This is a genomic window from Polaromonas sp., assembly GCF_012927415.1.
In the GTDB taxonomy this organism is placed as follows: domain Bacteria; phylum Pseudomonadota; class Gammaproteobacteria; order Burkholderiales; family Burkholderiaceae_C; genus Polaromonas.
Window position 1 is genome coordinate 1 of record NZ_JABBPF010000049.1, and the last position, 25,126, is coordinate 25,126.

Genomic DNA, 25,126 nt, shown 5'->3' on the forward strand with positions numbered 1-25,126 from the left:
GGCCCAGCGACGGATCAAACTTGCCGGGGCCGTGATAGGCAATCGGGTCGGCCTCGGCCAGCTTGTAGCCCTGGCCTTTTTTGGTCACGACGTGCAAAAACTGCGGGCCTCCGCCACTGGCCATCAAATGCCGGATGTTTTCCAGCGTGGGAACCAGCGACTCCAGGTCATGGCCGTCAATCGGGCCGATGTAGTTAAAGCCAAAATTTTCAAACAGGGTGGCCGGCACCACCATGCCCTTGGCATGCGATTCCAACCGCCTGGCCAGTTCCAATAGCGGCGGCGCCACCCGTAGCACCTGTTTGCCGACGCTTTTGGCCGAGGCATAAAAGCGCCCGCTCATCAGCTGGGCCAAATGCCGGTTCAGCGCGCCCACCGGCGGGCTGATGCTCATGTCATTGTCATTTAGCACCACCAGCAGCTTGCAGTCGTCATGCACGCCGGCGTTGTTCAGCGCCTCAAACGCCATGCCGGCGCTCATGGAGCCGTCGCCAATGATGGCGACCGCGTTGCGATTTTCGCCCTTGAGCTGGGCCGCCAGCGCCATGCCGAGCGCGGCCGATATCGAAGTCGATGAATGCGCCGTGCCAAAAGTGTCGTATTCGCTCTCGTCACGGCGCGGGAAGCCCGATAGCCCGCCGAACTGGCGCAAGGTAGCCATACGCTCGCGCCGGCCGGTGAGGATTTTGTGCGGATAGGTCTGGTGGCCCACATCCCATACCAGCCGGTCATCCGGGGTGTTGAAGACATAGTGCAGTGCCACCGTCAGCTCCACCGTGCCCAGGTTGGAGCTCAAATGCCCACCGGTTTGGGACACGCTGTCGAGCACGTAGGCACGCAACTCATCGGCCAGCGCCCTGAGCTGGTTGCGCGGAAGCCGCCGCAGGTCGGCGGGACTGTTGATGGTTTCGAGCAATGAGTACATCGTGGTGTATTTTGTAATAGCCAGGCCCGGGCAGGGCTAGTGCTGGCGATTGACCAGCATGTCGGCGAGTGCCTGCAAAATCCGGGTATTCTCGAGCCCGCTGGCCCGAATGCTTGCCAGCGCTTGCGCCAGCAACTTCTGCGCGTACTGCCTTGACGCTTGCAGCCCCATCAGGGAAACAAAGGTGGGCTTGTCCTGGGCAGCATCCTTGCCAGCGGTTTTACCCAGTGTGGCCGCATCGGCCGTGACATCGAGAATGTCGTCAACGACCTGAAACGCCAGACCCACTGCCGCGCCATAGTCGCGAAGGGCATTCTGTGCCTGCAGCGAAGCCGCGCCGCAAGCTGCGCCCATCATCACACTGGCTTGCAGCAAGGCGCCTGTTTTAAGCCGGTGCATCTCGTGCAGCTGGCTGGACGTCAGCGGCACGCCAACGCTTGCCAAATCAATCGCCTGACCGCCCGCCATACCCTGAAACCCTGCTGCCTGCGCCAACATACGGCAAAGGCGCGCCTGCGTCTGGCTGTTGACCGAATCGTCATCGGGCGTGAGCAGCTCAAAGGCCAGTGCCTGCAAGGCATCGCCGGCCAGCAACGCCTGGGCTTCGCCAAACCTGACGTGGACCGTCGGCTTGCCGCGACGCAGCACGTCGTTGTCCATGCAGGGCATGTCGTCGTGGACCAGCGAGTAGGCGTGAATCAGTTCGACCGCGCAGGCCGAGCGCAGCGCCGCCTGTTCGTTGCCGTTCACTGCTGCACAGGCCGCCATCACCAGCAATGGGCGCAGACGTTTGCCGCCGTTGAGCACCGCATAACGCATTGCATTGTCCAGACCGGCAAGCGCCGGCGCATCGCCCGGACAGGCCACCCAGCGCGACAAGGCCTGCTCGATGACGTCAAGCTGCCGGGCGCTCCAGACGTCCAGCGAAAAATTGGAGGCGGGCGAAGGCAGAATTTCAGGGGCGTTCAATCGTGGATCTCTTGCGCTAGGGCGGTTAAGGGAAAGTGATGGCGTTGACGACGAGTGATTTACTCTTGCACCCAGGGCTTGAGTTCGGCGCCTTCAAGCACCTTGATCTGGGTTTCCACGGCTTCGAGTTTGTCCCGGCAAAACTTCAGCAGCTGCGCACCGCGTTGATAGCCGCCGAGCAACTGGTCCAGCGGCAACTTGCCGGACTCCAGACTGCTGACCAGCTCTTCGAGCTCCTGCAGCGCAGCCTCGTAGCTGGGGGGCATTGTGGAAATCTGCTCTGCGCTGGCCCCGGATGCGCGAGCAGCAGACGAAGCGGTCGAAGCGGACGAAGCGGAGGTTGAGCTTTTGGCCATGGTATTTGGGATAACTGCTGATTTTAGGCCGTTGCCTGGAAGTTGGGGACAGGGTGGCCGCGCGCAAGAGGGAGTTCATTATCCCGTGAGCGGCGCGGCGACATTTTGAAAGCCCCTCACAGGTACAATTAAGTACCGTTTTCGATGCCGGTGGCCGCCATGCTCCATGATAAAACCGCCCGCTTTTTCAACCCGTGGGCAGTTGCCCAGACTGGCTTTGCAGCTTCCTTCCCGGCCTGACCGTGGCGCCAGCCAGAGAAATATTGCATGCCTGATAAAAGCCTTCGCCTGTTGCAGGCCACCAGCCAACTCCCGATTTCCAGCTACTTCGATGTCGGTCTTTACCAGCGCGAGCAGCAAAAACTATTTGCGCGTGGACCACGCTATCTCGGCCACGAGTTGTCTGTCCCAAATCTGGGCGATTATTACGCCCTGCCACACGAGGGCGAAGGCCGCGCGCTAGTGAGGAATAGCTCGGGTATCGAGTTGATCTCCAACGTCTGCCGGCATCGCCAGTCCACCATGCTCGCCGGCCGCGGCAACACCGGCAGCAACATCGTTTGCCCCTTGCACCGCTGGACCTACAACACCTCGGGCGAGCTCATCGGCGCGCCGCACTTCGAAGTCGACCCCTGCCTGAACCTGAACCGCTACCAGACCGCGACCTGGAACGGTCTGGTGTTTGAAGACAACGGGCGCGACATTGCGGCCGACATGGCCGCGCTGGGCCACATGGCAGACCTTGGTTTTTCGGGCTACCAGCTTGACAAGGTGCATCTGCACGAGTGCAACTACAACTGGAAAACCTTTATCGAGGTCTACCTTGAGGATTACCACGTCGGCCCCTTTCACCCCGGGCTGGGCGGCTTTGTCACCACCGATGACCTGCGCTGGGAACTCGCCCCCAGCTACTCGGTGCAAACTGTCGGCGTTTCCGACAAGCTGGGCAAACCCGGCACCGACGTGTATAAAAAATGGCACGACGTGGTGTTGCAGTACAGGGATGGCGTGCCCCCCAAATACGGCGCCATCTGGCTCACCTGCTACCCGCACATCATGGTGGAGTGGTACCCGCACACGCTGGTGGTCAGTTCGCTGCACCCGCAGGGGCCTGACAAGACCCTCAACGTAGTGGAATTTTTCTACCCTGAGGAAATCTGCGCCTTCGAGCGTGAATTCATTGAAGCCCAGCAGGCTGCCTACATGGAAACCTGCGTGGAGGACGACGAACTTGCCTTGCGCATGGACGCCGGCCGCAAGGCGCTGATGCTGCGCGGCGACAACGAGTTTGGCCCCTACCAAAGCCCCATGGAAGACGGCATGCAACACTTTCACGAGTGGTACCGCCGCAAAATGGGCGCGAGCAAAACCACTCAGATGATTTGAGGCAGCAACCGTACTTACTTTAAACGCTATGTATTTGATAGCGTAGTATGACCGTAATCTGTGGACCACAGCCTGTTTTAACCCATAAAAGCCAAAAATACGCGATGCAAGCTGTCTGGATGCTCTTTTCCTCGTTCATGTTTGCATCCATGGGGGTGTGCGTCAAATACGCTTCCGCCCATTTCAACAGCGCCGAGCTGGTGTTTTATCGGGGCGTACTGGGTATTGTCTTCATGGCGGCCTATGCGCGCGCAAGCGGCACCTCTTTGCGCACCCGTTTTCCGGCCATGCATGCTTGGCGTAGCGTCATCGGCGTCATGTCGCTATCGGCCTGGTTTTACGCGATAGCCCATTTGCCACTTGCGACTGCCATGACACTCAACTACATGAGCGGCGTGTGGATCGCCGCTTTCCTGGTCGGCGGCGCGCTGATGCTCGGAAAACCCGGTAAAAAGGGGCCGAATCAGGGACCGCTGGTGCTGGCGATTCTGGCCAGCTTTGCCGGCGTGGTGATGCTGCTGCGGCCCGCGATGGGCCAGAACCAGACCTTTGCCGGCCTGATCGGGCTGATGTCCGGCCTGGGCGCAGCCTTTGCGTACATGCAGGTGATGGCAATCGGGCGCATGGGCGAGCCCGAAATACGCACCGTTTTTTATTTTGCCGTCGGCACGACGGTGGCAGGGGCGCTCAGTTTGCTGGTGGCGGGGGTCTCAACCTGGAGCTGGCAGCAGGCGCTCTGGTTGCCGCCGATAGGCATTCTGGCTTCGCTCGGTCAGCTGGCCATGACCAAGGCCTACTCCATGTCGGCAAACCATGGCGGCACTTTGATGGTGGCCAACCTGCAATACTCGGGCATTGTGTTTGCCGCCCTCTACAGCCTGATACTCTTTGGCGACGATATTCCCCTGACAGGCTGGGCCGGCATGGCGCTGATCATCGTCAGCGCCGTTGCCGCAACCGTACTGCGGGCGCGTGCCGCGCCCAACGCACCGGCTGAAGAACATTGACTACCAATTTCCAAGGAGCGCGACATGAACTACACCACCCTGATTTCGGTTGATCAATTGCAGGCGCTGATTTCCAGCGGCCAGCCGCTGCGTGTGTTTGACTGCAGCTTTGACCTGATGCAGCCCCACGCCGGCCAGGAGCAATACCTTTCATCGCACATTCCCGGCGCAATCTACGCCCATCTGGATACGGCGCTCAGCGCCAGACACGGCGTGCCTGGCGCTCACGGCGTGATGACCGCCAGTGGCGCCGACACCCCTGCCTCTGGCGGCCGTCACCCGTTACCCAACCGCGAAAGGTTTGCCACCTGGCTTTCCAGCGTCGGCTTTGCCAACGACATGCAGGCCGTCGTCTATGACCGCAACGGCTCCAACTATTGCGGCAGCCTGTGGTGGATGCTCAAGTGGGCGGGTCACAACGAGGTGGCCTTGCTCGACGGCGGGCTGCAGGCTTGGCAGGCGGCCAGCGGTGCGATCAATAGCGGCGAGGAACCGGCCCATTTTCAAACCAATTTCATGCTGGCGCCCGCGCTGGTGACTTTGGTGGATGGTCAAACCGTGGCCGGCCAGCTCGGACGCCCGACCCAGACCCTGATTGACGCGCGAGCCACCTCGCGCTTCAAGGGCGACGTTGAACCCATGGACCCGGTCGCCGGCCACATCCCGGGTGCGTTGAACAGGCCTTTCAACCAGAACCTCACCCCCGAGGGGCTATTCAAGCCCGCCGAACAACTCAAAACCGAGTTTGCAGCCCTGCTGGGCGGACGCGATCCGGCTACGGTGGTGCATCACTGCGGCAGCGGCGTAAGTGCCCTTCCCAATCTCATCGCCATGGAAGTTGCTGGCTTTGGCCGGACAGCCCTTTATGCCGGAAGCTGGAGCGATTGGTGCAGCGATTCGACTCGGCCGGTTGCGCAAGGCTGATCGGTCAGCAGTCAATCATTTCCCAAAAATGCATGCGCGCAACGCGCCATTGCATTTGTGGGTCGTGTCTGTCACAAATCAGGCGTGGCTAATTCCGGCCGCCACTGGCAGCGCTTGCGGGAGGCATCATATCGGGGCTGTTGCTGGTGCCTGCTCCGCTGGCCGAACCCATTGTTCCGCTGGAGGAACCCATGCCGGAGCCGGTAGTTCCGGAGGTTCCAGAAGAGCCGGTAGAACCAGTCGAGCCAGTCGAACCTGTTGAAGGACTGGTGGTGGAAGGCGTGGTCGTTGAAGACGGGCCCGGTGATGTGACGGTGTTGTCCGTTTTTTTATTACAGCCGCCTAACGCCAGGGCAGCAGTTAACGCAACTGCCACAGCGGCGGCAGATTTGAGTGTATGAGCGTACATATCAGGTTCCTTTAAAAAAATTGGAATGGCTGGATGTCAGTCCAATACAAATTTAGCTCTGCGCACGGTTTACCCTTTGAGGCACACGCTCAAGCGCATGTAAGGATTTTTCGCCTTCTGCACACAGATCGCTCGTTGTGTACGGTTCGCTGAGCACCTGATCTCATTTACCGGTCTCATTGACTTAAAGGGCAACGCCATCAGGGGATTGTTGACGCCCTCAAACCTGCTCTTGCATTTGTCCTACATGAAATGCCGAGCTAAGACTGACAAAAGGCGGTAAGGGCCAGCCCTAAATTCAACAAGTGGAAGGCAATAAGGCCAGCCACTTTCAACCAACAACGCGCAACGGGAGCGATCCATTCCACGCGTTTTCCTGAAGGAGATAGTCAAAAATGGCTTCTAGCAATCAAGGCAACCGAGGCGGCAGCCACGGCAGCAATCAGGGTAGCAAAGACGGCGGACAAAGCGGGAACACGGGCGATAAATCTGCACGCGGTTTTGCAGCCATGGATCCGAATCGTCAACGGGAAATCGCCAGCGAAGGCGGCAAGGCTGCTCACCAGAGCGGAAATGCCCATGAGTTCAGTTCTGAGGAAGCTCGTGAGGTCGGCCGCAAAGGCGGCAAGGCCAGCGGGGGCAAGCACGGCGGCAAGCGCTGATTAGCCACCGGAACCACCAAAGGGGCGCAGGAAACGCCCCTTTTTTCGCCTTTAAATAACTTGGAGATGAAAAAGCAGCCGGCAGCACTGAACAGCCTGGTTGGTTCAGGCAACTGAAACAACCAAAAAGAAGGAAGAAACTACTGAAACGCCGGCATAGTTTATTTATGAACAAATGCAGGAACCCGGCGTTCAGCCGGGCGTGGCGTGGCGCGCCAGCTTGAGCCGTTTGTGCGGATTGTCCTTGTGAGACCCGGAACTCGGTCCGAAACCCTTGCTGCTTCTTGAGCCGTTATCCGGCCGCTCACCCGCCTTGTATCTGGAAGGACTAATCTCATGATTGCATTCGGGCTTGATGTCTTTCATGGCACTTTCCTTGACAAGCGTGACAGATGCCTGAACCTGACAAGCTGGCAACGGCGCAGATTAAGAACTTCGCTTAACTCTACCCACATGAGCACTCAACTTTTGTAGGAAGTTTTTGCGTTTGATGTAAGAAATAGCCTACTCGTGCTCTAAAAACTCTTTAGAGAGCCGCTAATTTAACCCCTGATTAATTGACATTGCAGACAACCTTTTGTCTTTGATTTTCCGAGAAACGTAGGCCACGCCAAGACTAATCAAGCTGCACTGGCAAGCAAAAAAACGACAAACTGAACATATTGAAGAAGGCTGTGAGAAAAAAGGTATTTCTGAAGATACAGCGGCCCAACGCGCCCGGGCGAGCCAACAATCGCGATAGCAAAAGCTGATGGTGTACTGCAACGTGGTAACCCCAATCTACCTGCTTCTTCTAATTTCGGGATCTGGGAGATTTCGTTCGTTGAGCCCTGAAAACAAATTCAGAAATCGCTATTGCGATGCGCACTCGGCGCTTCGGTGGCCTGGGTTGCGCTGGGCACCGTTGCTGACAATAACTGGAACACTGCTTCTAGATGGGGAACCCGCTAAGCTCACGTCCGACAATAAACCGCCCCTAGTGTCTTCCGTGGACCCGGGACCTTACAGAAGCGCAGATGCCCCCACCAGACGTCATGACCGCCGCCAGATGCTCTAATTTCCAAGTGGTGGTTTGACCAGCGAGGCTTCATTGAGCGAGCCATGCGATAGGCCTTGGCAGGAATCCTCGGTATCCACATCACGCGCTGTCTCTCCTTCCGGAGTTCTGGCACCAAGCGGGTTGACCTTGTTTTTGTCTGTGCTGGGAAGGAAAGATTTCACCATTGCTTGGTGCAATGCTTCATTGCCTTCCGGTAACGAATCAATCGCCATGAAGGTTCTCCATTAAAGGAACTGGTTTGACGCCACCATGGGCATCGGCGTGGTCTGCACTTCGCCCGGCTCCGGTGGCGTTGACAAGGGAGTTACGGGCTCGGGTGGAGGCACGTTGGGATTGGTTGCCATGGCATTCTTTCAGGGTTGGGTGTTGGTCGGACCGGACTTGCCAGGCGTATCTGACAGTTCAGACCGCTGAGGCAAATCCCGGATCATGGCTTCGCCCTTTTCGTCGCGTCCGTCCGAGGGCAGGTCAGGCTCATCGAGAAAAGCTTCGCAAATGGGTGCGTCATGGACGGGAGAAGAAATGGAGCTCGTCATGCTCAAAACCCTCCCAACAACAATGAGACATCCTGGATTGCCACGGAAGCGGCTGCAGCCATTGACGCAAACACTGTAGCAAGGAAGGCCGAACACGCTATTAGTCGCGGGTGCAGAAAGCGACGGGACGAAGCGCTACAGCTCATATAGGTGAATTTGGGTTTGAATGCAGTCCGGGCCGTAAAGTCGCTGTCCCTAACCGCCATATCACAAGACATTTCGTTGGGCAGCGACCCATAGGCCAGAGAGCGTGAGAATTCTGAATTCATTCCTGTCCTTCCTTTAGTGCCGTTTGACAGCTTGTGAAACTATCGTAATTTTGCTGCGAGATCGACGAGGCGTTTATAGGCCGCCAAGCCCTGTCGCTGTAAGCCCTCAACTGACAGCGAACTTCACTGTGCTGCTAAGCATTTCCGATAGCAAGTTCTATAAAGACAGTTCTCACTGCTTTAACGAAAGGTTTAAGCAGCTATCAAAATAATAGCTAGGGATAAATTCCCATCAGAAACAAGTGGTGCTACCATTCCCTGAAACTGGTTTCAATCGAACACGCTAAAAGCGACTAACCTGTTTCATTTCTGCATTGGTCCATGCCCACCAAAAACCCCAAGCAATCCCCCGCCGTTCCCTTTGAGCGCGCCACCATTGCGGATGTGGCGCGGCAGGCGGGCGTCTCCAAGGCCACCGTATCGCGCTTTCTGAACCACCGTGAAACATTGCTCACGACAGACATCGCAAGCCGGGTTGAGGTCGCCATCGCCGCGCTCGCGTACAGCCCCAACCCGATGGCACGCGCCTTGAAACGGGGCCGCTCGCGGCTGATCGGTCTGGTGGTGGCCGACGTGACGAATCCTTTCTCGGTGGCCGTTTTGCGCGGCGCAGAAAAAGTCTGCCAGCAAGCCGGCTACCTGCTGATGCTGTTCAACCTCGGCAACGACAGCAGCCGTGAAAGCGAGGCCATCAAGGCACTCACGGCTTACCAGGTGGAAGGCTTCATCCTGAACACGTTGGGGCGCGATGCCGGTGCGGCAGCCGATGCGGCTCGCTACGGCAAACCGGTGGTACTGGTAGACCGGCGCCACCACGATATGCAAGCCGACTTCGTCTCGCTCGACAATGCTGGTGCCGTGCGTCTGGGCGCTCGCCATCTGGTTGAGGCCGGCTACCGCGAGCTGCTCTTCGTTTCGGAACCCATCAACGACGTGAGTTCACGGCTGGAGCGCGAAGCGGCGTTTCGCAGCTTTATCAGCGACTCGGCCGTCGACGTACCAGGCCTGCGGGGGAGCACTTTTGAAAGCACGGCGGGCGATACCGAAGGACTGGACAAAGCCTTGCGCGGCTTGCGCCAGCGTGCCGGTGAACGCCTGCCCGGTGTGTTTTCCAGCAACGCTGTCGTCACCCTGCGGGTAGCTGCGGCGATGGCGCGACTGGGCTGGCGTTTTGGCGCCGATGTCGGTCTGGTGGGCGTTGACGACACCGAGTGGTCACCCTATATAGGCCCAGGGCTGAGCAGCATTGCCCAGCCGACTGATGAGCTGGGCCGCCTCGCGGCTGGCTGCCTGATTGAACGCATTAAAGGCATGGACTTGCCGCCGCGCCAGATTTTGCTGTCCGGTCGTTTGTTGCCGCGCGGCTCGTCCGTCTCCACGCCCACCTGACGGACCCTGGGGTTTTCCTGCATTACAGCTTTAGCATCAACTCTTCTATAATTTACTGAAACCGGTTTCAATCAAGCTCAAACTTATTGCCTCAACTGTAAGGAACACCTCCATGTGGAAAAGTGACGACGAACTGTTCAAGCTGATGCGCCAGCGTCTTTTTCCCGCTGTGGTCGGCGACATCCTGGACACTCTCGGTTACCTCCGGCAGTTCCTGCATCCCCAGATTCGGCCCGTCGCCAGCAATATGGTGATTGCGGGACGCGCCATGCCGGTACTTGAAACACTTTGCTTCTCCGCGGTTGAGGAACAAGGCAAATTGCCGCTGTCGCGTCAGCCTTTCGGCCTGCTGTTTGAGGCGCTGGACGATCTGCGCCCGAATGAGGTTTACGTGGCGACCGGCTGCGCTCCGCAGTTCGCACTGTGGGGGGGGCTCATGACCACACGCGCCCTGCACCTCAAAGCCGCCGGCGCCGTGCTTGATGGCTACTCCCGCGATACCTCCGAAGTGCTGGAGCTCGGCCTGCCGGTGTTTTCATACGGCGGCTATGCTCAGGACCAGGGGCCACGCGGCAAAGTCGTAGACTACCGCGTCGGCGTGGAAATCAACGGCGTGCGCGTGAATCCTGGCGACATCGTTTTCGGCGATCGCGACGGCGTGCTCGTCATTCCCAGGGAGGCTGAGGAAGAGGCGATCCGCAAGGCTCTGGAAAAGGCCGGCACCGAAAACACGGTACGCACCGCCATCCAGAACGGAATGAGTACGGTCGAGGCCTTCCATACATTCGGTGTCATGTGAACTTGCCGTTAATTGCTTCATGAACTACACGTTTCAGTTCGAACCCGTTTTCGCGGCTTGGCCGCTGCTGCTCAAAGGTACCTGGAACACCATCGAGCTGTCGGTGCTGGCCATGCTGCTGGGCTTGGTGCTGGCCATCCTGTGTGCCTGGGGCAAAACCGCCGGGGCCAAGCCGCTGCGTTTCCTGATCAACGCCTACATCGAGCTGATCCGCAATACGCCGTTTCTGGTACAGCTTTTCTTTTTCTTTTTTGCGCTGCCGGCGCTGGGCCTGCGCTGGTCGGCCTACACCGCGGCGCTGACCGCGATGGTTATCAACCTGGGCGCCTACGCCACTGAGATCATTCGCGCCGGCATCGAGTCCATTCCCAAAGGACAGATTGAAGCGGGGCTGGCGCTGAACCTGAAGCGCCACGAAATTTTCCGCTTCGTCATTCTGAAGCCGGCGCTTAAGGCGATTTACCCGGCGCTGACCAGCCAGTTCATTCTGCTGATGCTGAGCTCGGCGGTGGTATCGGCCATTTCAGCCGACGATCTGACCTCAGTCGCGGCCAACCTGCAATCCCAAACCTTTCGCAGCTTCGAGATTTACATCGTCGTGGCTGTGATTTACCTGCTGCTGGCGCTGTCTTTTTCGGCGCTATTCCGCCTTATTTACAAGGTCAGCCTTAACTACCCGGATCGTCGGTAATGCGCACTTTCGGACCTTCTGAGCTTCTGTTCATTCTGGAAGCTGCCAAATGGACTGTGGCTCTGTCGCTGATCGCCTTTATTGGCGGGGCGATAGGCGGACTGCTGGTTGCGCTGGGCCGCACTTCCGACAGCCGCATGGCGCAATGGCTGTCAGCCGGCTTTATCCAGATTTTTCAAGGCACGCCGCTGCTGCTTCAGCTGTTTCTGGTCTTCTTTGGCGCACCGATACTAGGCTTTGAGATTAACCCCTGGGTGGCGGCCGGTGTGGCGCTGATTTTGAACAGCAGCGCTTTTCTCGGCGAGATATGGCGCGGCTGCATACAGGCCGTTCCAGCTGGCCAGATTGAAGCGGCGCACGCCCTCAGCCTGTCCTACCTGTCCCGTATGCGTGATGTCGTACTGCCCCAGGCTTTCAAGATAGCGTTGGCACCCACCGTCGGCTATATGGTGCAGATCATTAAAGGAACCTCGCTGGCCGCCATCATTGGCTTTGCGGAAGTCACCCGCGCCGGCCAGATCATCAACAACGCGACGTTTCAGCCACTGATTGTGTTCAGCGTCGTGGCAGCCATTTATTTTGTACTGTGCTGGCCGCTGTCTTTGCTGGCCTCGCGCATGGAACGCCGGCAGGCCGCGGCGCTGGCCCGCTGAGCAACGTTGGCTCTTTCACCTTCATTTTCTCGTTGTTTTTTTCACTACAAACCGGAGACTTTTCATGATCAAACATTTGCCACGTCGTGTATTCACGGGCACCGCCCTGGCTCTGAGCCTGGCCTTCACCCTGTCCGCATGGGCGCCCGCCGCCGGCGCCCAAACGCCGGCTGAACTAAAAACAAAAGGCGAGTTGACCATCGGCATGCTGGTTGACTTTCCGCCCTACGGCACCATGAACAGCAGCAACCAGCCTGACGGCTACGACGCCGATGTGGCACGCCTGCTGGCCAAGGACTTGGGGCTGAAGCTCAAGCTGGTTCCGGTGACCGGCCCTAATCGCATTCCGTTTTTACTGACCAACAAGGTCGACCTGCTGGTGGCTTCGCTGGCCATCACGCCTGAGCGCGCCAAGCAGGTTCAGTTCTCCCAGCCTTACGCCGCCGCCAGCGTGATTGTGTACGGCGACAAAAAGGCCAGCATCAAAGCAGCAGCTGACCTTAAAGGCAAGCGCGTTGGTGTGGCACGCGCCAGCACGCAAGACGTGGCACTGACCGCCATAGCCCCTGAAGGCACCGAGATCCGCCGCTTCGACGACGATGCATCGGCGATGCAGGCGCTGCTGTCGGGCCAGGTTGATGCGATTGGCTGCTCGACTACGGTGGCCGCGCAGATCGACAAGCGCGCGCCAGCCAATACTTTTGAAAACAAGTTTTTGCTGCGCCAGCAGGTCATGGCCGTCGCCATGCGCCCCGGCCAGGCCGAGCTGCTGAAAACGGTGGACGACTTTGTCGCCCGCAACACGGCCAACGGCGAGCTCAACAAGCTGTACCGCAAATGGCTGGAAACCGATCTTCCAAAGCTTCAGTAACACTACCCCTTTGCTGACCACGGTGCTTCTCGATGACAGACACAATGCAATCCCCTGACCCTGCCAATACGTCGGCAGCCACCGGCGCTGAGCCCATCATCCGCATCGAAGCGGTGGACAAATGGTTTGGCCAGTTCCAGGTGCTGACCAACATTAACCTGGAGGTGGCGGCTGGGGAGCGCATTGTGGTCTGCGGGCCTTCAGGCTCCGGCAAGTCCACCCTGATCCGCTGCATCAACCGGCTTGAAACCGTACAGAAAGGCCGCATCGTGGTCGATGGCATCGATCTGACAGCCGGTGGCAAAAACGTCGACTCGGTGCGTCAGGAGGTCGGCATGGTGTTTCAGCAGTTCAACCTGTTTCCGCACTTGACCATCCTGCAGAACTGCATGCTGGCCCCGATGCGCTCACGCGGCCTGAGCAAAGTGGAAGCTGAAGCCATCGCCATGAAATACCTCACGCGAGTGCGCATACCCGAGCAGGCCCGCAAATACCCGAGCCAGTTGTCGGGCGGCCAGCAGCAGCGCGTGGCGATTGCCCGCGCGCTGTGCATGACCCCCAAGATCATGCTGTTCGACGAGCCCACTTCGGCCCTTGACCCGGAAATGGTCAAGGAAGTGCTGGACACCATGATCAGCCTGGCCGACGAGGGCATGACCATGCTCTGCGTCACTCACGAAATGGGCTTTGCCCGCAGCGTGGCTGACCGGGTCATCTTTATGGCTGACGGCAAGATCATCGAGCAGGCGCCGCCACAGCAGTTCTTCAGCAACCCGCAGAACGAAAAAACCCGCAATTTCCTCGGCCAGATCCTGAACTCGCAACATGCCCACTAACATTTCTGGCCCGGCCCTGGTCGCAAATGGCACGAATCCCATCCTGATTTCACTCGCTGCTTTTGGCGCTGCCGAAGTGCGGCGCCACGGGCAACTGTGGTTTACCAGACTCAGCCATGACGCCGGCGCTGATGGCATTGAAGTACGCAGCGAACTGCTGGTGGATGCCGCAACCGAACTGCCCGCCATCGCCCAAGCCGTTCAAACTGCCGGTATGCGCGTGGTCTATTCCTGTGCCGACAACCTTTGGACCGCTGGTGGCTCGCTCGACAGCGCTGCGCTGAATCGCGCGCTGGCCGCCGCCCAAACCCTGGGAGCACCACGTCTCAAAATGTCGATTGGCGGCTTTGGCGACGCTTCGCACAGCACGCTTGCCGCGCTGCACGAACGCCTGCATGTGACCGGCATCGAGCTTGTCATCGAGAACGACCAGACCCCGCAAGCTGGCACGCTGGCAGCGCTGCAGGACTTTTTTGACACGGCCAATGCCCAGGGATTTTTTTGGGGCATGACCTTTGACATGGGCAACTGGCACTGGACCGGTGAGTGCCCGCTGCAAGCCGCTGGCGCGCTGGCGCCGCAAGTGCGCTATGTGCATTGCAAGGGCGTGCAACGACAGCCGCAGCGCTGGGTCGCCGTGCCGGTGGCGGAATCGAGCGCTCCCTGGCGCGCCGTGCTGCGCGCCCTGCCCGCCAGCGTGCCCTGGGCGATTGAGTATCCGCTGGCGGGCGATGACCTGCTGAGCGTCACGCGCAGGGAAGTTGCCATGCTGCGCACGCTGGCGACCCGCATGGCGTCCCGCCAAAACGCATGAATCACGAGAACCCGCCATGACAAGCGCACTGGACGTCATCGCCTTTGGCGAAGCCATGATGCTGCTGGTGGCCGACCGCCCCGGTCCGCTGGAACAGGCTCAGGCCTTTTACAAACGCACGGCAGGCGCCGAAACCAACGTGGCCATTGGCCTGGCGCGGCTGGGCCTGAAGGTGGGCTGGGCAAGCCGCCTGGGCACGGATTCGATGGGCCGCTATCTGCTCGCCGCCATGTCGGGCGAAGGCATCGACTGCTCGCATGTGGTCTGCGATGGGGCTCAAAAAACCGGCTTTCAGTTCAAAGGCAAGGTGCTTGATGGCAGTGACCCGCCGGTCGAATACCACCGCAAAGACTCGGCCGCCAGCCACATGGGTGTGGCCGATATCGACGAAGCCTGGCTACTCTCGGCCCGCCATCTGCATGCCACGGGCGTGTTTGCCGCGATTTCGGCCAGCACCCTGCCCGCCGCCCGAAAAACCATGGACCTGATGCGCGCGGCCGGCCGCACAGTGTCGTTTGACCCCAACCTGCGCCCCACGCTGTGGGCCACGCCCGGGATGATGCGCGAGTCCATCAACGAACTGGCCAGGCGCGCCGACTGGGTGCTGCCCGGCCTGGAAGAAGGCACGTTTTTGACCGGCGCCTTCACGCCGCAAGGCGTTGCCCGCTTTTACCGCGAGCGCGGCGCCAAACTGGTGGTCGTCAAGCTGGGTGCGCAAGGCGCCTGGTTTGACAGCGACAGCGCCGGCAGCGGACATGTGGCTGGCTTTGCGGTGGCCGAAGTCGTCGACACAGTGGGTGCCGGCGACGGCTTTGCAGTGGGCGTGATCAGCGCGCTGCTTGACGGCCTGAGCGTGCCGGACGCCGTCAAGCGCGGCAGCTGGATTGGCGCGCGCGCCGTGCAGGTGCTGGGCGACAGCGAAGGCCTGCCGACGCGTGTCGAATTGAACGCTGCCGGACTTTAAAAAAGCCGGGCACCGTGGCGCGCAAAAAAATCCTGGTTTTTCGTGAACTGCCGCCCGACCAGCTGGCGCGCCTGCAGGCACTGCACGACGTCACCGTCGCCAACCCGCGGCTTGCGGCGCAGTTGCCCACCTTTCATGCCGCCCTGGCTAGCGCCGAAGGCATGATCGGCTCCAGTTACGCCATCAACGAAGCGTTGCTGGCCCAGGCACCGCAGCTCAAGGTGATTTCCAGCGTGTCCGTCGGCGTCGACAATTACGCCCTGAGCGCCCTGGCCGCGCGCGGCATCCTGCTGTGCCACACCCCCGGCGTGCTGACCGAAACCACCGCCGACACGATTTTTGCCCTGATCATGGCCAGCAGCCGCCGCCTGGTCGAGCTTGCCAACCATGTGCGCGAAGGCCACTGGACGCGCAACATCGGCGAGGACCGGTTTGGCTGGGACGTGCACGGCAAGACGCTGGGCATCCTCGGTTTCGGCCGCATCGGCCAGGCGCTGGCGCGGCGTGCTGCCCTGGGCTTTGGCATGCCGGTGCTGTACCACAGCCGGCGGGCGGTCGACCTGGCCAAAAAGATGCCCGAACTCGCCGGCAAAGCGACGCACACGCCGTTCGATGAACTGCTGCAGCGCGCCGACATCGTCGCCGCCGTGCTGCCTTTGTCGATGGAGACGCGCGGCCTCATGGGCGCGCGCGAGTTTGGCCTGATGAAACCCGGCGCCATCTTTATCAACGGCGCGCGCGGCGCGATCGTGCAGGAAGATGCGCTGCTCAATGCGCTGGATTACGGCAGCCTGCGCGCCGCTGGACTGGACGTGTTTGCCACCGAACCGCTGCCAATGAATTCAGCCCTGCGCCGCCACCCCAAAGTCACCGCCTTGCCGCACATCGGATCGGCCACTTTTGAAACGCGCCATGCCATGGCGGTTCTGGCCACTACCAACTTGCTGCAGGCGCTGGCGGGCGAGCAGCCTGCGACGGTGTTTGAGTCAGCGGCGGCCTGACCCATGGCTATTCTGGCAAAACTGATCACGCTGCGTTCTGAGAGACCGCGCTATTATTTTAATAGCTAGCTAAAGCCGTAATAGCTGGACATGAAGCTCATTTCACTTATGAACGCGGATAAAAGGCGGCTTTTCGGTGCTGTGACAGCGGCAAGCCGCCGCCCCCAATGCGCGGGCGCTCCGGGCGGCGTCACTGCGCATGAACCAGCCCGCTGATCAGCGTGACCAGCCCTATGCCGATCGCCAGCCAGGCAATCTGCGCGGCAGTCTCCCTGGCGGTCGCACGTTTCTGCAGCTGGGGTATCAGATCTGCCAGCGCGACATAGACGAAGCTGCTGGAGGCGATGATCAGGAAAAACGGCAGGTAGTCGTAGAGCCGGTCCACCAGCGCGAAGCCGATGACGCCGCCCAGGGAAGTCACCGCGCCGGCAAGTGACACCTTGATGAGGGCGGCGCGCCGGTTGCCGGTACTTTGGCGCAGCACGATCAGATCGCCCATGTGGTGCGGCACTTCATGCACCAGTACTGCCAGCGTGGCCACCGCGCCGAGGCGCAGGTCGGCCACGAAGGCAGAGGCAATGAGAATTCCATCGCCAAAAGCGTGAACGCTGTCGCCGGCCAACACCGCCCAGCCGCCCGATTGGTGGTCGTGACCGTGGTCGTAGTCGTGATGCTGGTGGCGCGGGCCCTGCCCCTGGCTGGCGTCGCTCAGCTCAGGCGTGACGGTTCGTTCTGCGTCGCGATGCTCGTGGCTGTGGTGCCACAACTCGGCCTTGTCGAGCAAGAAAAAAAACACCAGGCCGACCAGCAGCGTGGCGAAAAGTTTTTTCGGAGCAATCTGGCTTTCAAAGGCCTCCGGTAGCAGATGCATGAACGCGGTCGCCAACAAAGCGCCTGCGGCCAGGCTGAGCATGTGCCTGGTATAGCGCGTCAGCATTCCAAAGCTGAGCAGCGCCGCAAGCCAGACGCTGCCAATGCCGGCAGTCAAAGTTCCCACTAGTATTGCTATTAATACCATAGCTATAAACACCCGTATTACCTGGACAACAGCCCTTAATAATCCAAAACCTGTGAAGGCGGCCCTTCAGGCGCTCCACCAATGGTGAAACCCCGGTCTCGACATGGACCGGGGGCCGGCTCTGTTCCATCTTATCAAGCGGTCAATGGGACGGATCAAAAAATACCGTGCATCTCCGCCGCTTTGAGGTGGTTGCGAACGAAAGCGGTTTCAGCCGACGCCGTGGGTCTCAAACCAGGCCAGCGCGCGCTTGAAACCGTCTTGCGCCGCCTCCTTGCGATAGCTTGGCCGGTAATCCGCGTGAAAGGCGTGGGGGGCGCCGGGATAAACGACAAACTCGCTTGCCCGGGCTGCGGCGTTGCCGCTGCGACCGCCCGCTGCCAGCGCATCTTTCATCTCATTGATGGTGCTCAGCGCAATACCGCTGTCCTGCGCGCCATAAAGGCCCAGCACCGGCGCCTTCATGCTGGCAGCTAGGTCAATTGGGTTTTTCGGCATCAGCGGCGACGGCGTGCCGACCAGCCGGCCATACCAGGCGACGCCGGCTTTGACGTTTTTGCTCTGCCCGGCATACAGCCAGGTAATACGGCCACCCCAGCAAAAACCGGTGATACCGACTTTTTTCACATTGCCGCCGTTGGCGCCGGCCCATAGAACGGCACCGTCCAGATCCGCCATGACCTGCGCATCCGGCACCTTGGAAACCACTTCGGACATGAGCTTGGCTATTTCGCTGTAGGCGGTCGGGTCGCCCTGCCGGGCATACAGCTCGGGGGCAATGACGAGGTAGCCCGCCTGCGCAAAGCGGCGGGCGGTGTCGGCAATGTATTCGTGTACGCCGAAAATCTCTTGAATCACCAGAATCACGGGCAAATTGCTTTTGCCAGCCGGCGCCGCGTAAAAAGCGGGCACCTTGAAACCATTGACTTCGTAGCTGGTTTCGCCGGTCCTGAGACCTTCTGACGAGGTTTTGATGGCGGTCTGCGCCATGATGGGCTGTGCGACAGCAGCGTAACCCACACCAAGCGCAGCCTTCAGCGCGCTTCGACGGCTGGCGCCAGCTTCGGTGGACTGGCCGGGCAGCAAGGCATAAAATTCGTTTTGAAGGTCGTTGTTCAGCATCTGTGTTTCTCAAAAAGTGGGCGTTGATGGGGCTTGAAGTAAATTTTCGGAGTGTGCGCGAAAACGAAAGTTCTTGCCAGCACGGGAAACTACCGACGAGTGTTTACCCTTGGGACGGGTACCGCTTTTTCTGACAGCGGCTTGCCGACAGGGCGCGCGCCCTTAAACAGCGCAGCGACCAGGTCGACTTTGTAGTGATTTTTTTACTGATCGCTGGACAGGAATGATCGGTCGCCCTGCCCGGTGCCACAACCTGAATCGCGCCAGTCGGTTGCTGGAAAAAAGAAAGGGCCCTCGCGGCTGGGGTCTGACCCACCATTTCAATCGCGTGGGGGTCCTAGTTACGGCCTATCAATAAGTCCGGCGTACCGGTAACACCTCTACGCTGCCGAAAATGGGGTATGCAGGTGTCGGACACCGTACAAGGAGTGGCCGGCGCGTTGGCCGCCGTTCCGGGTGTGGCGCAACCGCGAACGGAAAGGGCCGTCATCAGTGCGCCGGATTGCGGAATCCCGCGCTTGGCTAAATTTACCTTCGATACCTTCGATACCTTCGATACCTTCGAATCAGCCGGAGTGCTCGTGTTTGGCTCCGTCATTGTCGCTGTAGGCAACAGGAATAACGCAGTATCCCGGGCGCGGAATCCAGCATTTGCCCACGAATCCGTGCAGCGCCGCGCGGATCTTGTCTACATTTCCCTACAGTCTGCAGGAAAGATACGCATTAAACTTTTAGCTTGTGCACTGAGAGTCGACCAAACCATGAACTGCAACCACCTGCGTCCCACCGCCTCGCTTTTGATGTTGTGCATGCTCGTTGCCTGCGCACAACCGGCTCCTTCCATGACAACACCTGCTGCATCCGGCTCCGGCGAATGCAACGCATCCGGTGCACAGTTCGCAATAGGCCGAAGCGCGGACGCTACTCTGGTGGAAGAGGCGCGCCAGCGCTCAGGGGCGCGTACGGCGCGCGTCATCAGGCCGGGGCAGGCGGTCACCCTGGAATTCAGCTCGCAGCGATTGAATCTGGATATTGATGCAGGTAATTCGGTGACACAGGCGCGTTGCGGTTAGCCCCTACCGCAAGGCGCCGTCGGGGCATCGCACGCACCGCGCGGCGCCACCGCCAAATGGAGACACCGTCAGCGCCCTCAATGCGCCTTTTCCCAGTTGTCACCAATGCCGATTTCGGCCAGTAACGGCACCTTGAGATCGGCCACGCCGGCCATGAGGCGGGGAATTTCGAGCCTGAGCCATTCGACTTCCGCCTCCGGCACTTCAAACACCAACTCGTCATGCACCTGCATGATCATGCGTGTAGCCCGCTTTTCGTCGTCGAGCACCTTCTGCACCTTGTTCATGCTGAGCTTGATCAAATCTGCAGCCGTACCCTGCATGGGAGCGTTGATGGCGGCGCGCTCGGCACCGGCGCGGCGCGGGCCGTTGGGCGAATTGATCTCGGGCAGGTAAAGGCGCCGGCCGAACACGGTTTCAACATAACCCCTGCTTTTGGCGGACAACCGCGTTTCATCCATGTAACTCTTCACGCCAGGATAGCGCTGAAAATACCGGTCGATGTAGGCGGCGGCGGCCTTGGTCTCGATGCCCAGATTTTTCGCCAGGCCAAAACTACTCATGCCGTAGATCAGGCCGAAGTTGATGACCTTGGCATAGCGGCGCTGCTCGCTGCTGACCTGATCGACCGACACGCAAAAGACTTCGGCAGCGGTGGCGCGGTGCACGTCCAGACCTTCGGTGAAGGCGCTCAGCAAAGCCTCGTCTCCACTGATGTGGGCCATTATGCGCAACTCGATCTGGGAGTAGTCGGCACTGGCAATCCTGCTACCCGGCGGCGCTACAAATGCCTCCCTCACCCGCCGGCCCTCCGGGGTCCTGACCGGGATGTTCTGCAGGTTGGGATCGTTACTCGACAGCCGGCCGGTGACGGCCACGGCCTGCGCATAGTGCGTGTGCACCCGGCCCGTTTTGGGATTGGCCAGCAACGCCAGCTTGTCGGTATACGTGCCCTTGAGTTTTGACAAACTCCGGTGCTCCAGCAGCTTGGCGGGCAGCGGATAGTCTTCGGCCAGTTTTTCCAGCACTTCCTCGACGGTGCTGCGCGCGCCGCTTGGCGTCTTCTTGATCACCGGCATGCCCAGCTTGTCGAAAAAGATCTCACCCAGTTGCTTCGGACTTCCCAGGTTGAAGGGCTGGCCGGCAATCTCGTAGGCTTCGGCTTCGAGCTGCAAAATACGCGCTCCCAGCTCGCCACTCTGCTTGGCCAGCATGGGTCCGTCAATCAGTACCCCGTTGCGCTCGATACGGTAAAGCGTCTCGCTGCTTTTCATCTCAAGCCCATAGATGAACAGCAGCCTGTCATTGGCCTGCAGTTGCGGCCAGAGTACCCGGTGAACATCCAGCGTCTGATCGGAGTCTTCGCACGAATATTCGGCCGCCTTGGCAATGTCGACCTGGCTGAACTTGATCTGGCTGGCCCCCTTGCCGCACAGGTCTTCGTAGTTGATGCCGCTGCGTCCGACATGCCGCTCGGCCAGGCTGGCCAGCCCGTGAGGTTTGGTTACTTCGAGCACATAGCTTTGCAGCATGGTGTCGTGAGCGTAGCCCTGCACTTCTATGCCGTGGTTGGCAAACACATGGCGGTCATATTTGACATGCTGGCCAAGCTTGGCCCTGGCCGGATTTTCCAGCCACGGCTTGAGTCTGGCCAGCACCTCGTCACGCGGCAGTTGCGCGGGCGCATCGGGGTAGTCATGCGTCAGCGGAATGTACGCAGCCTCGCCCGGTGTGACACTAAAACTGAGGCCGACAATCTTGGCCAGCATTTCATCGAGCGAGGTGGTTTCGGTATCGACGGCGACCAGCCCGGCAGCTTCGATTTTGGCGAGCCAGCGGTCAAACGCTTCCCACGAAAAAATCGTGTCGTACAGCAGGTTGGTCGTCCTCGCCACCGGTGGCTTGTCAAGCAGCGAAGGCTCGTCAAACAGCCCAGCCGAATCCGTTGAAGCTGCCGGCGTTCTGGGATGCCGGCGTTCGGCACCGCCGATCAGTTCTGGCGGGGTGCTTTCGATATCGATTTGCCTGACCAGCCCCTTAAAACCATATTTTTCATAAAAAACCTTCAAGGGCTCTGTCTGCTGGGCACCAATTGCTATTGATTCCAGAGCAGGCAGGCCTTCTATGTACTCGGCCAGATCGCAGTCTTTCTTGATCGTCAACAACTCACGGCCCCTGGGCAACCAGTCCAGCGAATTGCGCAGGTTGTCGCCAACAACGCCCTTGATCTCGCCGGCTCTGGCCACCAATGCATCCAGCGAGCCGTATTCAAGCAGCCACTTCACCGCAGTCTTGGGTCCGACCTTGGGCACGCCCGGGACGTTATCGACGGCGTCGCCGACCAGCGTCTGGTAATCCACCATCAGGCGTGGCGGCACGCCAAATTCAGCCTCGACACCAGCCAGGTCGCGACGGCGATCGTTCATGGTGTCGATGACGGTAATGTGTTCATCGACCAGCTGGCTCAGGTCCTTGTCCCCGCTGGAAATGATGACTTCGACGCGCTGCTGCGAAGCCATGCAGGCCAGCGTGCCGATCACGTCATCGGCTTCAACGCCGGGCACGGCCAGCACTTTCCAGCCGAGCAGATGAACCACTTCGTGAATCGGCTCGACCTGGCTGCGCAGGTCGTCCGGCATTGGGGAGCGCTGAGCCTTGTACTGGGGATACAGCGCATCTCGAAAGGTCGGGCCCCTGGCGTCAAATACGCAAACCGCGTAATCGGCCCGCACATCCTTGCGCAGCTTTTGCATCATGTTGATCATGCCGCGAATCGCCCCGGTGGCCGGGCTTTGCGGATCACCCGGATTGACTCGCAGGTCGGGCATGGCATGAAAGGCGCGGTACAGATAGCTGGAACCATCGACCAGCAGCAGGGTTTTTTTCTCAAGACTCATAAGGCCAGATTGTCGGGGATATCCGTCAGGCAACCAAACCGGGCAAACGAGCCCTGACCGCAGGTTTTGCGGGCAACGCCCTGTGCTGATCTCAGCCTGAAATCCCGGACTTCCCGGCTGGTCTGCCCGGCTCCATTTTTCCTGGGAATGCCAAGCTCCCAAGCCTACAATATGAGGATGAAAACCGCGCTTCGCCCTTTAATTGCCGCTGCCCTTGTAGCGCTGCCGCTGGCTGCGGTCGTGGCCCAAACGCAGGAGCCTTCGCAAAACGCAGCTTCGGCAATGGAAAAGAAGCCGGAAGGTGCTGCGCGCTCGGACAAGAAAATCCAGCGCATACGCACGGAAGACGCCGGCACTCGCATTGACGAGCTGCGGGTAGGCGGCGAAACTGAAAAAATCACGGTGCAACCAAAAACCGGCGGGGCAGCTTATGAGGTCAAACCCGCTGAAGGTGCCCGCGGCACAGCGCCAGCCGCCACCAGCACCGATACCAACGGCTCGCGCGTCTGGAACGTGCTGAAGTTTTAATTTTTTCGCTCTTTAGTACAGGGTTCAGTTTCAGGCATGGCCGTATTTACCGAAGTCTCGTTTGACGAGGCTGGAGCTCTTTTGAGCTCTCTTGATTTGGGGCAACTGCAGAGCATCAAGGGCGCTGCAGGCGGCATCGAAAACACCAACTATTTTGTAGATACTGATCAGGGCCAGTTTGTGCTGACACTGTTCGAACGCCTGACCTTCGAGCAATTGCCGTTTTACCTGTACCTGATGAAGCACCTGGCGACGCACGGCATTCCTGTACCCAACCCGGTTGCGGACGCCAGCGGCAACATCCTGCATCGTGTCAAGGGCAAGCCAGCCGCCGTGGTCAACAAGTTGCGCGGTCACAGCGAACTCGCTCCGACAGCAGCGCATTGCGCGAGCGTCGGTGAAATGCTGGCCCGCATGCATCTGGCCGGGCTGGACTATCCCCGCCGACAGCCCAATCTGCGAGGTCTGAACTGGTGGAACGACACGGTTCCCCTGGTGCTGCCGCAATTGGGAGACTCTCCACGCAGCTTGATTCTGGGCGAACTGGCTTACCAGAACCATGTTGCGGAATCAGCGGCTTACCGCAGTCTGCCGCGCGGTGCCATCCACGCTGATTTGTTCCGCGACAACGTGATGTTCGAAAACAGCCAGCTCACCGGTTTTTTTGATTTTTACTTTGCCGGCTGCGACATTTTTTTGTTTGACATTGGGATTTGCCTCAATGACTGGTGTATTGACCTTGCAAGCGGCGCGCTTGACGCGGCGCGTGCCGATGTCTTCATGGCCGCCTACCAGGGCGTGCGCCCGTTGACAACGCAGGAACGCAGCCTGCTTCCGTCGCAGCAACGCGCGGGAGCATTGCGTTTCTGGATTTCTCGCCTGTGGGACTTTCATTTGCCGCGCGAGGCGGCCGTGCTGACGGCACACGACCCCGGCCATTTTGAACGCGTGTTGCGCGAACGGCTTGCACACCCCTACACCCTGTAATACAACCGAAAATCGGGGTCATCAACCCGCTCTTGCCTCATGAAACTCAATATCGTTCCCGCCCGCACCGGCCTGACTTGGGTCAAGCTGGGCATGAAGACTTTTTTGCAGCAGCCGCTGGCGATGTCCGGCCTGTTTTTCATGTTCATGGCCATACTATCGGTCGCAACGCTGGTGCCCTTTATCGGTGCGGCGCTGGCGCTGGCGCTGCTACCAGCCGCCACGCTGGGCCTTATGGCCGCCACTCAGGAAGCCACCAAAGGCAAGTTCCCGATGCCTTCCATTCTGATCAGCGCTTTTCGGGCTGGCCAGCAGCGCAAACGGGCGATGATGGTGCTCGGCGCCTTGTACGCAGCAGGCTTTCTGGCACTGATGGGGGTATCGGCTTTATTCGACGGCGGGCAGTTTGCCAGGCTTTACCTCGTAGGTGGCAAAATCACTGAAGAAATGGTGCTGCAAAGCGGCTTTCAGATGGCCATGTGGGTGGCAATGGGACTGTATCTGCCTCTGTCACTGCTGTTCTGGCATGCGCCGGCGCTGGTTCATTGGCATGGAGTGACGCCGGTCAAGAGCCTGTTTTTCAGCTTCATGGCCTGCTACAAAAACTTCGGCGCGTTTACAGTGTTCGGCCTCGCCTGGACGGGCGTCTTCATTCTGGCCGCAGTCGTAGTCTCTCTGATCGCCAGCTTGTTGGGTAATCCGATGATAGCCACGGTCGTCATGTTTCCCGTAGCCCTGGTAATCGTGGCGATGTTTTTTACGTCGATCTATTTCACGTTTCGCGACAGTTTTGAAGCCTCCCCGACCGACGAAACCCTCAATCCAGAAAATACGCCATGACCCGGCACCTGTTGCAAGACCGGCAAAAAAAGAGAGATTTTTTGCGTCCAAAACGCGTGACATGCTCGAAACCGCTGCCGCATGGCTGGCGATGGGGGGACTGCCTGCAACGGTGGCGTAGCAGCGTAGCAAAATTATAC

At 59.6% G+C, this 25,126-nt stretch carries 27 protein-coding genes; 18 read left to right on the forward strand and 9 right to left on the reverse strand.

Features of this window, described 5'->3' with window-relative positions; genetic code table 11:
* From HHJ19_RS05105 to xseB, 3 genes are all read right to left on the reverse strand, one after another.
* On the reverse strand, positions 1 to 925 hold a 925-nt coding region (locus HHJ19_RS05105; RefSeq protein WP_296904678.1), incomplete at its 3' end, for a 1-deoxy-D-xylulose-5-phosphate synthase N-terminal domain-containing protein.
* Between the two features lie 36 nt (positions 926 to 961).
* Positions 962 to 1,894, reverse strand: a complete 933-nt coding sequence (locus HHJ19_RS05110) for a polyprenyl synthetase family protein (protein ID WP_296904680.1) — start codon at positions 1,892 to 1,894, stop codon at positions 962 to 964.
* Between the two features lie 59 nt (positions 1,895 to 1,953).
* Positions 1,954 to 2,250 carry an exodeoxyribonuclease VII small subunit gene (xseB, locus tag HHJ19_RS05115; protein WP_296904682.1) on the reverse strand — a complete coding sequence of 99 codons (297 nt, stop codon included), beginning with the start codon at positions 2,248 to 2,250 and terminating at the stop codon, positions 1,954 to 1,956.
* Between the two features lie 267 nt (positions 2,251 to 2,517).
* On the opposite strand from xseB, the gene HHJ19_RS05120 reads away from it, so the two are divergent.
* The 5 genes from HHJ19_RS05120 (at position 2,518) to HHJ19_RS05140 (ending at position 6,638) form a co-directional block, all read left to right on the forward strand.
* Positions 2,518 to 3,636 carry an aromatic ring-hydroxylating dioxygenase subunit alpha gene (locus HHJ19_RS05120; RefSeq protein ID WP_296904684.1) on the forward strand — a complete coding sequence of 373 codons (1,119 nt, stop codon included), beginning with the start codon at positions 2,518 to 2,520 and terminating at the stop codon, positions 3,634 to 3,636.
* Positions 3,637 to 3,740: 104 nt separating this feature from the next.
* Positions 3,741 to 4,643: a DMT family transporter gene (locus HHJ19_RS05125; RefSeq protein ID WP_296904686.1), complete on the forward strand. Its 903-nt coding sequence runs from the start codon at positions 3,741 to 3,743 to the stop codon at positions 4,641 to 4,643.
* A gap of 24 nt (positions 4,644 to 4,667) precedes the next feature.
* On the forward strand, positions 4,668 to 5,567 hold the full coding sequence (locus HHJ19_RS05130) for a sulfurtransferase (protein WP_296904688.1): 900 nt from the start codon (positions 4,668 to 4,670) through the stop codon (positions 5,565 to 5,567).
* Positions 5,568 to 5,707: 140 nt separating this feature from the next.
* Positions 5,708 to 5,968 (forward strand): hypothetical protein, encoded by a 261-nt coding sequence (locus tag HHJ19_RS05135; protein ID WP_296904690.1) that lies wholly within the window; start codon positions 5,708 to 5,710, stop codon positions 5,966 to 5,968.
* Positions 5,969 to 6,371: 403 nt separating this feature from the next.
* A complete protein-coding gene (locus HHJ19_RS05140) occupies positions 6,372 to 6,638 on the forward strand; it encodes a KGG domain-containing protein (RefSeq protein WP_296904692.1) in 267 nt (88 codons plus the stop codon).
* 192 nt (positions 6,639 to 6,830) lie between these two features.
* On the opposite strand, the gene HHJ19_RS05145 is transcribed toward HHJ19_RS05140, so the two are convergent.
* The 3 genes from HHJ19_RS05145 to HHJ19_RS05155 all read right to left on the reverse strand — a co-directional run bounded on the left by HHJ19_RS05145 (position 6,831) and on the right by HHJ19_RS05155 (position 8,234).
* On the reverse strand, positions 6,831 to 7,004 hold the full coding sequence (locus tag HHJ19_RS05145) for a hypothetical protein (protein WP_296904694.1): 174 nt from the start codon (positions 7,002 to 7,004) through the stop codon (positions 6,831 to 6,833).
* Positions 7,005 to 7,691: 687 nt separating this feature from the next.
* Positions 7,692 to 7,910, reverse strand: coding sequence for a hypothetical protein (locus tag HHJ19_RS05150; RefSeq protein WP_296904696.1), 219 nt, complete (start codon positions 7,908 to 7,910; stop codon positions 7,692 to 7,694).
* A gap of 141 nt (positions 7,911 to 8,051) precedes the next feature.
* Positions 8,052 to 8,234: a hypothetical protein gene (locus tag HHJ19_RS05155; protein WP_296904697.1), complete on the reverse strand. Its 183-nt coding sequence runs from the start codon at positions 8,232 to 8,234 to the stop codon at positions 8,052 to 8,054.
* Between the two features lie 590 nt (positions 8,235 to 8,824).
* On the opposite strand from HHJ19_RS05155, the gene HHJ19_RS05160 reads away from it, so the two are divergent.
* The 9 genes from HHJ19_RS05160 (at position 8,825) to HHJ19_RS05200 (ending at position 16,521) form a co-directional block, all read left to right on the forward strand.
* Positions 8,825 to 9,892 (forward strand): LacI family DNA-binding transcriptional regulator, encoded by a 1,068-nt coding sequence (locus tag HHJ19_RS05160; RefSeq protein ID WP_296904699.1) that lies wholly within the window; start codon positions 8,825 to 8,827, stop codon positions 9,890 to 9,892.
* Positions 9,893 to 10,004: 112 nt separating this feature from the next.
* On the forward strand, positions 10,005 to 10,691 hold the full coding sequence (locus tag HHJ19_RS05165; RefSeq protein ID WP_296904701.1) for an RraA family protein: 687 nt from the start codon (positions 10,005 to 10,007) through the stop codon (positions 10,689 to 10,691).
* Positions 10,692 to 10,710: 19 nt separating this feature from the next.
* Entirely contained in the window at positions 10,711 to 11,382 is a 672-nt protein-coding gene (locus HHJ19_RS05170; protein WP_296904702.1) for an amino acid ABC transporter permease, read from the forward strand.
* Positions 11,382 to 12,035 (forward strand): amino acid ABC transporter permease, encoded by a 654-nt coding sequence (locus HHJ19_RS05175; protein WP_296904704.1) that lies wholly within the window; start codon positions 11,382 to 11,384, stop codon positions 12,033 to 12,035. The genes HHJ19_RS05170 and HHJ19_RS05175 overlap by 1 nt, the downstream gene beginning before the upstream one ends.
* 64 nt (positions 12,036 to 12,099) lie before the next feature.
* A complete protein-coding gene (locus HHJ19_RS05180; protein ID WP_296904705.1) occupies positions 12,100 to 12,906 on the forward strand; it encodes a transporter substrate-binding domain-containing protein in 807 nt (268 codons plus the stop codon).
* Positions 12,907 to 12,950: 44 nt separating this feature from the next.
* Positions 12,951 to 13,742 (forward strand): amino acid ABC transporter ATP-binding protein, encoded by a 792-nt coding sequence (locus tag HHJ19_RS05185; protein WP_296904706.1) that lies wholly within the window; start codon positions 12,951 to 12,953, stop codon positions 13,740 to 13,742.
* Positions 13,732 to 14,556, forward strand: coding sequence for a TIM barrel protein (locus HHJ19_RS05190; protein WP_296904707.1), 825 nt, complete (start codon positions 13,732 to 13,734; stop codon positions 14,554 to 14,556). The genes HHJ19_RS05185 and HHJ19_RS05190 overlap by 11 nt, the downstream gene beginning before the upstream one ends.
* Positions 14,557 to 14,572: 16 nt before the next feature.
* Complete coding sequence (locus HHJ19_RS05195) at positions 14,573 to 15,520, forward strand: sugar kinase (RefSeq protein ID WP_296904708.1); 948 nt, start codon at positions 14,573 to 14,575, stop codon at positions 15,518 to 15,520.
* 14 nt (positions 15,521 to 15,534) lie between these two features.
* A complete protein-coding gene (locus HHJ19_RS05200) occupies positions 15,535 to 16,521 on the forward strand; it encodes a D-glycerate dehydrogenase (protein ID WP_296904709.1) in 987 nt (328 codons plus the stop codon).
* A gap of 190 nt (positions 16,522 to 16,711) precedes the next feature.
* On the opposite strand, the gene HHJ19_RS05205 is transcribed toward HHJ19_RS05200, so the two are convergent.
* Both HHJ19_RS05205 and HHJ19_RS05210 read right to left on the reverse strand, forming a co-directional pair.
* Positions 16,712 to 17,539, reverse strand: coding sequence for a ZIP family metal transporter (locus HHJ19_RS05205; protein WP_296904742.1), 828 nt, complete (start codon positions 17,537 to 17,539; stop codon positions 16,712 to 16,714).
* Between the two features lie 210 nt (positions 17,540 to 17,749).
* Positions 17,750 to 18,661 (reverse strand): dienelactone hydrolase family protein, encoded by a 912-nt coding sequence (locus HHJ19_RS05210; RefSeq protein ID WP_296904710.1) that lies wholly within the window; start codon positions 18,659 to 18,661, stop codon positions 17,750 to 17,752.
* A 518-nt stretch (positions 18,662 to 19,179) separates the two neighbouring features.
* Here HHJ19_RS05210 and HHJ19_RS05215 point away from each other — a divergent pair.
* Positions 19,180 to 19,734 (forward strand): I78 family peptidase inhibitor, encoded by a 555-nt coding sequence (locus HHJ19_RS05215; RefSeq protein ID WP_296904711.1) that lies wholly within the window; start codon positions 19,180 to 19,182, stop codon positions 19,732 to 19,734.
* A 77-nt stretch (positions 19,735 to 19,811) separates the two neighbouring features.
* Here HHJ19_RS05215 and polA read toward each other — a convergent pair whose 3' ends face one another.
* Positions 19,812 to 22,631, reverse strand: coding sequence for a DNA polymerase I (polA, locus tag HHJ19_RS05220; protein ID WP_296904712.1), 2,820 nt, complete (start codon positions 22,629 to 22,631; stop codon positions 19,812 to 19,814).
* 177 nt (positions 22,632 to 22,808) lie between these two features.
* Between polA and HHJ19_RS05225 the strand changes: the two genes are divergently transcribed.
* From HHJ19_RS05225 to HHJ19_RS05235, 3 genes are read left to right on the forward strand one after another with little or no spacing between them, the layout of a single operon-like run.
* Positions 22,809 to 23,159 (forward strand): hypothetical protein, encoded by a 351-nt coding sequence (locus HHJ19_RS05225; RefSeq protein WP_296904713.1) that lies wholly within the window; start codon positions 22,809 to 22,811, stop codon positions 23,157 to 23,159.
* Between the two features lie 36 nt (positions 23,160 to 23,195).
* A complete protein-coding gene (locus tag HHJ19_RS05230; RefSeq protein WP_296904715.1) occupies positions 23,196 to 24,146 on the forward strand; it encodes a homoserine kinase in 951 nt (316 codons plus the stop codon).
* A gap of 39 nt (positions 24,147 to 24,185) precedes the next feature.
* Positions 24,186 to 24,986 carry a BPSS1780 family membrane protein gene (locus HHJ19_RS05235; RefSeq protein WP_296904718.1) on the forward strand — a complete coding sequence of 267 codons (801 nt, stop codon included), beginning with the start codon at positions 24,186 to 24,188 and terminating at the stop codon, positions 24,984 to 24,986.
* The last annotated feature ends 140 nt before the right edge of the window (positions 24,987 to 25,126 follow it).

Excerpts from the sequence above, each read along its gene's own strand:
- HHJ19_RS05140 (WP_296904692.1), top strand. The coding sequence starts at position 6,372 with ATGGCTTCTAGCAATCAAGGCAACCGAGGCGGCAGCCACGGCAGCAAT.
- HHJ19_RS05185 (WP_296904706.1), top strand. The coding sequence starts at position 12,951 with ATGCAATCCCCTGACCCTGCCAATACGTCGGCAGCCACCGGCGCTGAG.
- HHJ19_RS05155 (WP_296904697.1), bottom strand. The coding sequence starts at position 8,234 with ATGACGAGCTCCATTTCTTCTCCCGTCCATGACGCACCCATTTGCGAA.
- xseB (WP_296904682.1), bottom strand. The coding sequence starts at position 2,250 with ATGGCCAAAAGCTCAACCTCCGCTTCGTCCGCTTCGACCGCTTCGTCT.
- HHJ19_RS05160 (WP_296904699.1), top strand. The coding sequence starts at position 8,825 with ATGCCCACCAAAAACCCCAAGCAATCCCCCGCCGTTCCCTTTGAGCGC.
- HHJ19_RS05225 (WP_296904713.1), top strand. The coding sequence starts at position 22,809 with ATGAAAACCGCGCTTCGCCCTTTAATTGCCGCTGCCCTTGTAGCGCTG.
- HHJ19_RS05175 (WP_296904704.1), top strand. The coding sequence starts at position 11,382 with ATGCGCACTTTCGGACCTTCTGAGCTTCTGTTCATTCTGGAAGCTGCC.
- HHJ19_RS05235 (WP_296904718.1), top strand. The coding sequence starts at position 24,186 with ATGAAACTCAATATCGTTCCCGCCCGCACCGGCCTGACTTGGGTCAAG.
- polA (WP_296904712.1), bottom strand. The coding sequence starts at position 22,631 with ATGAGTCTTGAGAAAAAAACCCTGCTGCTGGTCGATGGTTCCAGCTAT.
- HHJ19_RS05165 (WP_296904701.1), top strand. The coding sequence starts at position 10,005 with ATGTGGAAAAGTGACGACGAACTGTTCAAGCTGATGCGCCAGCGTCTT.
- HHJ19_RS05205 (WP_296904742.1), bottom strand. The coding sequence starts at position 17,539 with ATGGTATTAATAGCAATACTAGTGGGAACTTTGACTGCCGGCATTGGC.
- HHJ19_RS05130 (WP_296904688.1), top strand. The coding sequence starts at position 4,668 with ATGAACTACACCACCCTGATTTCGGTTGATCAATTGCAGGCGCTGATT.
- HHJ19_RS05145 (WP_296904694.1), bottom strand. The coding sequence starts at position 7,004 with ATGAAAGACATCAAGCCCGAATGCAATCATGAGATTAGTCCTTCCAGA.
- HHJ19_RS05120 (WP_296904684.1), top strand. The coding sequence starts at position 2,518 with ATGCCTGATAAAAGCCTTCGCCTGTTGCAGGCCACCAGCCAACTCCCG.
- HHJ19_RS05195 (WP_296904708.1), top strand. The coding sequence starts at position 14,573 with ATGACAAGCGCACTGGACGTCATCGCCTTTGGCGAAGCCATGATGCTG.
- HHJ19_RS05210 (WP_296904710.1), bottom strand. The coding sequence starts at position 18,661 with ATGCTGAACAACGACCTTCAAAACGAATTTTATGCCTTGCTGCCCGGC.
- HHJ19_RS05125 (WP_296904686.1), top strand. The coding sequence starts at position 3,741 with ATGCAAGCTGTCTGGATGCTCTTTTCCTCGTTCATGTTTGCATCCATG.
- HHJ19_RS05150 (WP_296904696.1), bottom strand. The coding sequence starts at position 7,910 with ATGGCGATTGATTCGTTACCGGAAGGCAATGAAGCATTGCACCAAGCA.
- HHJ19_RS05170 (WP_296904702.1), top strand. The coding sequence starts at position 10,711 with ATGAACTACACGTTTCAGTTCGAACCCGTTTTCGCGGCTTGGCCGCTG.
- HHJ19_RS05180 (WP_296904705.1), top strand. The coding sequence starts at position 12,100 with ATGATCAAACATTTGCCACGTCGTGTATTCACGGGCACCGCCCTGGCT.
- HHJ19_RS05190 (WP_296904707.1), top strand. The coding sequence starts at position 13,732 with ATGCCCACTAACATTTCTGGCCCGGCCCTGGTCGCAAATGGCACGAAT.
- HHJ19_RS05230 (WP_296904715.1), top strand. The coding sequence starts at position 23,196 with ATGGCCGTATTTACCGAAGTCTCGTTTGACGAGGCTGGAGCTCTTTTG.